Source organism: Veillonella sp. (assembly GCF_015058545.1).
Lineage (GTDB): Bacteria > Bacillota > Negativicutes > Veillonellales > Veillonellaceae > Veillonella_A.
In genome coordinates, this window is record NZ_SVCB01000073.1 from 64156 (window position 1) to 71413 (window position 7258).

Annotated in this window: 10 protein-coding genes; all 10 read right to left on the minus strand. The window is 36.1% G+C overall.

Annotated features, from left to right (window positions below; genetic code table 11):
- Positions 1–6: 6 nt before the first annotated feature.
- Positions 7–2076, minus strand: coding sequence for a hypothetical protein (locus tag E7204_RS04995; RefSeq protein WP_295182293.1), 2070 nt, complete (start codon positions 2074–2076; stop codon positions 7–9).
- A gap of 135 nt (positions 2077–2211) precedes the next feature.
- Positions 2212–2613, minus strand: a complete 402-nt coding sequence (locus tag E7204_RS05000) for a hypothetical protein (RefSeq protein WP_295182296.1) — start codon at positions 2611–2613, stop codon at positions 2212–2214.
- Positions 2614–2667: 54 nt separating this feature from the next.
- The gene (locus E7204_RS05005) at positions 2668–3099 is read right to left on the minus strand and encodes a phage tail tube protein (protein ID WP_295182299.1); all 432 of its coding nucleotides are present in this window, start codon (positions 3097–3099) and stop codon (positions 2668–2670) included.
- Positions 3100–3110: 11 nt separating this feature from the next.
- Entirely contained in the window at positions 3111–4214 is a 1104-nt protein-coding gene (locus E7204_RS05010; RefSeq protein WP_295182302.1) for a phage tail sheath C-terminal domain-containing protein, read from the minus strand.
- Positions 4215–4230: 16 nt separating this feature from the next.
- Positions 4231–4665, minus strand: a complete 435-nt coding sequence (locus E7204_RS05015; protein WP_295182305.1) for a DUF6838 family protein — start codon at positions 4663–4665, stop codon at positions 4231–4233.
- Entirely contained in the window at positions 4662–5147 is a 486-nt protein-coding gene (locus E7204_RS05020) for an HK97 gp10 family phage protein (RefSeq protein ID WP_295182308.1), read from the minus strand. Before E7204_RS05020 ends, E7204_RS05015 begins: the two co-directional genes overlap by 4 nt.
- Positions 5144–5488 carry a phage head closure protein gene (locus tag E7204_RS05025; protein ID WP_295182311.1) on the minus strand — a complete coding sequence of 115 codons (345 nt, stop codon included), beginning with the start codon at positions 5486–5488 and terminating at the stop codon, positions 5144–5146. The genes E7204_RS05020 and E7204_RS05025 overlap by 4 nt, the downstream gene beginning before the upstream one ends.
- Positions 5489–5501: 13 nt before the next feature.
- The gene (locus E7204_RS05030; RefSeq protein ID WP_295182314.1) at positions 5502–5795 is read right to left on the minus strand and encodes a head-tail connector protein; all 294 of its coding nucleotides are present in this window, start codon (positions 5793–5795) and stop codon (positions 5502–5504) included.
- On the minus strand, positions 5785–6039 hold the full coding sequence (locus tag E7204_RS05035) for a hypothetical protein (protein WP_295182316.1): 255 nt from the start codon (positions 6037–6039) through the stop codon (positions 5785–5787). The genes E7204_RS05030 and E7204_RS05035 overlap by 11 nt, the downstream gene beginning before the upstream one ends.
- 1 nt (position 6040) lies before the next feature.
- Positions 6041–7195, minus strand: a complete 1155-nt coding sequence (locus E7204_RS05040; RefSeq protein ID WP_295182319.1) for a phage major capsid protein — start codon at positions 7193–7195, stop codon at positions 6041–6043.
- Positions 7196–7258 lie beyond the last annotated feature (63 nt).

The window sequence follows — 7258 nt, forward strand, 5'->3', positions numbered from 1 at the left end:
ACCTCATTACATATTACTCATTGCCAAACGAACTTTATCTGTAATATAACGGCCACATTCATCCATGAACTGCTCGTTACCAATTACATTACCTTGAATTGTTATATTTACTTGTACGCCACCATTTCTACTAGCTGCACGCTTTACAGTTTCATCATGAGGAATTATTTCTGAACCGCTTGGTAAGATAATTCCTTCACCTCTGTTGTTTTCATTGACGTACGTACTACCACCTTGCCAATAACTTGTACCGGTAGCATTATGTTTTTCATCATCACCACCAAATACAAAGTTCTTAACTTTCCTTAATCCATCACCAATAGTACTAATCTTTTCGCTAATGCTACCCAAGATAATATCAGCAAAAGATTTAATGGTTTCAAAATAGCCATTAAAAATACCAACTAGCCCTGAAAGTGCTTGGTCCCAATTGCCAGTAAATACACCGGTAATAAAATCTATAATGCCTTGGAAAATCTGTGCAACTCCATCAATTACACCGCTAAACTGTCCAATAAATCCGGCTACCGCTTCAGCTGCTGCTTCATACATTATATTCACAAAACCAAATACTGCATTAACGCCTAACATTATTGCATCACTAATGGCTTGTCCTAAATTGGCAAACCAATTAATTGCATCACTAACAGCGGTTGTAATGGCCGTGCCTAAATCCACAAACCATTGAATTACACTTTCAATAGCATTAGATACATATTGCTCAATCGCCAATCCTAAATCAATAAACCATTGTTTAACCTTTTCAATCACGGCACCGCAATATTGGCCAAAAGAAATAACTGCTGCCTTTACCTCGTCCCAGTGCATCACCAAAGCTACAATCAGTGCTACCAATGTAGCAATACCAATAGCAACTAATACAATCGGATTAGCCGCCATTACTGCATTAAATGCAGCCATACCAACCTGTGCCCCTTGCATTGCCGTCTTAATTAACTTAAACCATGTAACTACTTTGGTAATCACGTTAAAGGCTACAAATCCGGCTACAATACCGGAAAGAATTGGAATAATATAATCAGCATATTTACCAAAGAATGCCACCGCTTCACCTAACGCCCTGAATGCCATTACCGCAATCTCCAAAGCCTTAGATAATCCATTGGCCAAAGCATCACCATTGGCTGCAAACCATGTTGTCATACCGTCCATCACTGATGCAACTTGCTCAAATATGCCCTTCATTTTCGTTCTTACGATAGGCAATATCTCAGCAAACACACCAATAAATTTAGTCTTAATTGGTAACAACAGCATGCCCAAATCTTTGGCCATTGCACCGTACTGCATCTGTGCTTTCTTTTGTTTGCCAATATCCGTTTCAGCCATTGCTTTATTTACGCCACCAACGTTATTTTTTAAGACATTAGCAATAACTGATGCTCTTTGCATGGCATTACCGTTCTTAATCATTTCCGCTTCAGTTTCTGACATTGTGATGCCTACACGGCTTAATGCACTTGCATTACCACCCATTGCTTTACCAATCATATTAGCAATGCCTACTGCATCTTCTCCTGTGGCGTTTAAGCCTTTTTGTTGCACTAATAAGTCCGCCATACCATCAGAAAGCATTGAAATCTGCTGTTCGTTCAACTGAAATGTAGCTAACTGTTGCATACCGTTAAGTATTACACCTTTTCCAACTACACCAACCTTAGAAAGGCCTGCAGCATAATCATTTAATGCAGCCTGTGCTTCTTTATATCCATCCGGCCCTCTTGCTTTGATTGATTCTACATTCTGTAAAATCGCTCCTAACTTAGTTTGTACCTCAATTTCTGATTCAGCGGATGCAATCGCTTTATTGGCGTATGCTGTAATAGCACCTACTGACAGAAACGAACTCAGGCCGGCTAATTTAATTCCTAATTTACCAATGCTATTAGTAATGCTTAGAAATCTATTATTTACGCCTGAGCCAAAACTAGATAGCCTATTGCTTGCCTTTTGGATTTGCCGTTGCATTTGTTGAGTGGCTTCTACTGGCTTTTTTAACGGTGCCGTAAATTTATCTACTAATGACAACAGTACGTTAATATTTTTACTTGCCATTTATGCCCTCCCACATTTCTTTTTCTTCCTCTATATCTGCATCCATACACGATTTTAAAAAAATAAACTCCAAATCATTCATATTCAATAAATCGTCTAGTTTATGGCCGTGCCTAAGATAATACCTATATACCCTTAATTCTGAATCGTCTCTGACTGCTTTTTTAAGTTTTCACTAAACCCATTAAATGAATCACCATAAAATTCTAGAATAGCGGTGCCAATATGAGTAATCTCATCAAAATTATCATTCAAAATTTTTAAAACAATATCTGTAGGCTCTGCACATCCATATTTATCTTGTAAAGTCTTATCATGCAAAATTGGCGTGCATTTATAAATTAAATCCGTTAAAATTGATAGCTGTTCACTTAATCCACTAGCGTTCCCCATGTTCTCAACAATTCGCAATACAGTAGGCAATGGCTGTTTTACAATAGTCAATGTGCCACCTAACGTTTTTACCTCAACTTCTTTGCTCTGAAATCCATCATTTAGTTTACGATTCAATAAATCTTCTAATGTTAATTTCTTCATTTTCTTGCTCCTCTAAATAAAAGAGAGGGTACGTTATGTACCCTCTTATCTTTACTAAATAATCATATCCAAGAAGTTATAATCTGCAGCCTTAAATGGTACACTAACTTCACCAATTTTCTTATTTTCAAATTGAGCTAATGCAACTTCATCTAATGTAACGCCTAAGAGTTCAACACGCTCTGCACCATTACTATCAGGATCATCTAAGGCTGTTACAATTTTAATATCCGGAATCTGTAATGTTTTAGCACCGGTAGCAATTTTTGCTTGAATTTTACTATCAACCTTATGCATTACTACTGTTCCGGCAATAGAATAACCTACCAACCGCTGATAAGTACCGCCTTCCCCCTGAATGCTCACTTCTTCATAAATCAAGGTTAACTTAGCTTCAAAGGATTTAACTTCAGATAAAAGTTCGCCATCAAGCCAGCTTTTACCAAAGTTCCCACGGATAATTTTATTATGTACAACTGTATCCATACTCTTTCTCCTTATTCCATAGCAATTTTAAAATGTAAATCTTCTACCGCATCAAGGATTTTGATATTACCGGCTAAGAAGATAAAAGATTTAAACGTACGTTTTTTTACTGTTGCTTCATCCCAATCCTCTGCTTCAGTCTTACCAATCGCTAACCATGCTTTCCGTTGTGCTTCCACATCGATATAAGCAATATTATTAAATTCCTCATCAAGAATTTCACCGGCTTCAATCGATGTAAGAGTTAAGAAATATGTGTTTACTGCACTAATAAATAAGTACTGATTATTCAAGCGGTTTTTATACTTGCCTACCCAGTTATTTTTAAAAGTACTGTAAATATCTTCTAAGATAATATCCATTGATTCAACAATAATAATTTTGCTCATATCCTTTGTTTCAGTAGAAGTATATGTTGTTAAGCTATTAACGCCACGGTTAATTTTTACCGTTTCATCATCATCTTGGAATAATACCAAATAGCCTTTATCAATCCATGCATCAATGGTATTTTCATCATCATCAATAAAGCTTTCATCTACACTCGAAATATCCTCTAATTCATAGAAGGTACAACTACGGTTCATTGGCAAGTTAGCTAGTAACGATGTTAAACGTGGTAAATATTCAGCCATTGGCACATTTCGTTTTTCATCGATGCCATATACACTATCATTTCTTACGTTGATTAAGTGCATATCATCGGCTACCGTTACATTATGCAATACGGCCTTATATTTCTTCCCTTTAGATTTAGCATTACGGCTTTTAACATAACTAGCTAAATCCTTTTGGAAATCATCGATTGTTGTACATACATAGTTAAATTTAACCTTATCAATCAACTTCTTAACATCAGCGAATTCTTCAGTAGTGGATGGCACGTGAACTACACGCAATTTAAAAACATCAACATAAAAGCAGCGTTTCAAAATTTCAATATTCGCATCACTATATTTATCCTTTGTAATATCCGCTTCATACTTAAATAAATCAATACCGGCTTCAGGCCGTGTATCATCCTTTAAAATAACAAGAGTTACCCCTCGTTGACTACGTTTAATAGCCGTAATCGCCTTTTGGATAAAAATAATCTCAATTGTAGGCTGTCCCATGCTATTACCTCACTTTCTACTTAATATTTACTACAAGTTCTTCAATCATTGGTTCATCACCCTTATCAGGAATACGTTGTACCGCCAATACATCAAATGTTGTATGCAATACTTTGTCTTCCTTGTTAATGAAGTGTGTAACCTCATCAAATGTGATGCCAAAACCTTCTTCTGTTTCAATTCGCCCACTAAAAAGCTCTCTTAACTTTTGGCGAACTTCTAACAGTTCTTTAAATCCAATCTTGCTTTCTGTAGCAAAATAATAGAGTTCTAAGTGGTATGTATCGTAATAGTATTCAGTAGTTAATTCACTATCATCAATTTCATCTACATCAATAAAAAAAGAAGGCCTATCAAAGCCTTCTTCTAAATCACGATCATTCACTTTTACGTTTAAAATATTTCTGACATTAACGGTTAACGCCTTAATAATTTGTGCTGTGCCAATCATTTCAACCCACTTTCTAAAAGTTCATCAATGAATGCATCTGCCATATCACTGTACTCATTAGCAAACTTTCTAGCAGCTTTACCCATGCTATTACGCCCCGGCACCCATTTCATTTTATTTGGTTTGACTGCATTAGTTTTATGCCCATGTTCAAACAGATGAGCGTGTGGAGCTTTATTTTTTACCCTGACTTGATACTCATTGCCTTGATAAATATAAGCACTTCCTCTTTGTAGGCTCCCTACTAAATCAATTCGTTTACGCTTTCCATTCACGGTTTTATATCTTGCTTTACCGTAAATTGTTTTTTTATTACTATCTTTGGCCAAATCATCCTTATATTGCTCTCTAGCCAATTTCAATTGCCTGTTACCGGCTCGTTGCATAAAGTTTTTAGTTTTTCGTGGGAATTGCTCTTGGCCAAGCCTAAGTAATTCTTTAGAAAATTCAACCAACTCATCAGCTGACATATTACCGCTCATATTTTCACCTCACAGAATATTTCAAGCCGTTCTTTATTTAAGTATGGATCTAGAATGTATAAGATATCGTATCTCTGACCTTCAATAACAAGCCACATATCCGGCTGAATATCATCACGATACCTTATTACAATCTTATGTGTAGTCCTTGATAGTGTTGTATCAGCCATACGGCCACTCAATAAACTACCTGTTTGAGGAATAACGGCACAATATACATTGCCAATTAATGTTGGTACAATCGGATATTGCCCTAATTCATCCATTTCACTAGATTCTACATTGTGCCATAGTTCAGCTATATGTTGTAGCATGCTGCTTAAATGCCCTTTTCTATACATATAACTACCCCCCTCAAATAAGATTTTTAGAGTATGCACTCAAAATTTGAAGTGTTGTTGGATTGATATTAGCTACTTCAGATACTGTAAACTGCCGCAAATCGTAAAATTCAGCACATAACGCTAATACTGCTAATGGCATATCTTCATAAGCATCTAGTTCTTCAATGCTAAGTCCTGTATAGGATGCACAGAATCTTTTAGCACCATTCAAAGCCATATCAACAACTTCACAATCCATATCGCTTACTAAATCTACACGGATAAAACTTGCAACCTTTTCTACAGTTAAATCACTAACCTTCACTGGCCTTACGTCCTCTCCTTGTTTTCTTTACAGGTTCTTCTTCAGGCTCATCAACCGGTTCTTCTTCAATCGGTTCATTTACCGCTTCTTCCTCTGCCGGCTCAATCACCGCATCAGTTTCTAAAGGCTCAATATACCCTGCATTGAGTAAATCCTCTGCCCAATCCTGATTGATTATCTCTATTTCAGCATCTAGCGGTGCTGAAATCACACCGCTAAACCCTACCAACACTTTATATTTCATACTATGCCCCTACTTTTAATACACCAAAGCTTTCAGGCTGAATAATCTTACTATCCGCTTCAATCCATCCGATTACCCCTACAGCATGTTCATCTGCATATTTTTCCTGTAATACTTGAATTTCCACAGTATCTTTTACTAATTTTGTAGCCAACCCTTTAAAGTTACCAAATACTGCAATTGCATTACCGGCTGCCAATTCTGGCATTGCATCGGATTCATAGATAGGATTACCAAGCAATGTGTAAGAATATCCATTTCGAATATCGCCATTAAGCAGATAACGGCCATCTTTATCCTTCAATTTGGCAATTGTTTTAAAAGTATTTGGATTAACCACCCATACACCATTAGTACGTAAACGCTGAGGAACTTGCAATTGTGTATCAATCAAATCATCAGCAGTAATGGCCACACCGGATGCTGTAGTTACTACTTGTTTAGAGTTTAATACACCTTCCATTTTTCCTGTTGTACCATTAAGGAATTCCTGTTCTAAGAATTCTGCAATGGCTTCAGATACTTTAACAATTACATAATTAACAATATCAAACTCACTATTGTTTACTAAGGATTTAGATACCTTTGCCAAAGCTCCAGAAGTAAAACCTTCCAAAGTTTTAGATGTAAATGTACCTGCACTTGCAACTAATGCCTTAAATTCCTCTGCATAACCACATTGAATTTTGCCATTGGTTTCATCATAAACAGGGAATACTAATTTACCTTTCAAATCATAAGAATCAGATAATTCATAAATTGGTGCAATGTTTTTTACCGTTTCAATAATTTTATTGGCAATAGTCTGCGGAATAACCGCCCCATTTGTACCTTTTTCAAAATTTACGGCTGCACGTGTTTCAACATCGTTATAATCTAATTGACCAGTACGGATAAAAGCAGCAAAAGCACGTTTTTCCAATTCTGCAGTATCTACTTTAGCTTCCTTATTTTCTTCTTCTACTTTCCACATAGAACGTTCTTCTAATCCAATTTTCAAAGTAGTATCAATTGCTTTAACTTCTGCATTGTAGGCATCAAATTGTTTTACTTCTTCCTCATTCAATGCACGTGTTTCAGTATCTGCTTTACTAACCATTTCATTCATTTTTTCTACCAATTCATTGCGTTTTTCAATCAATTTCTTAAATTTCATTATTGTTCTCCTTTGCAATAAAAAAGCACTCATTATTGAGTGCTAATTAGTTAATCCTGTTAA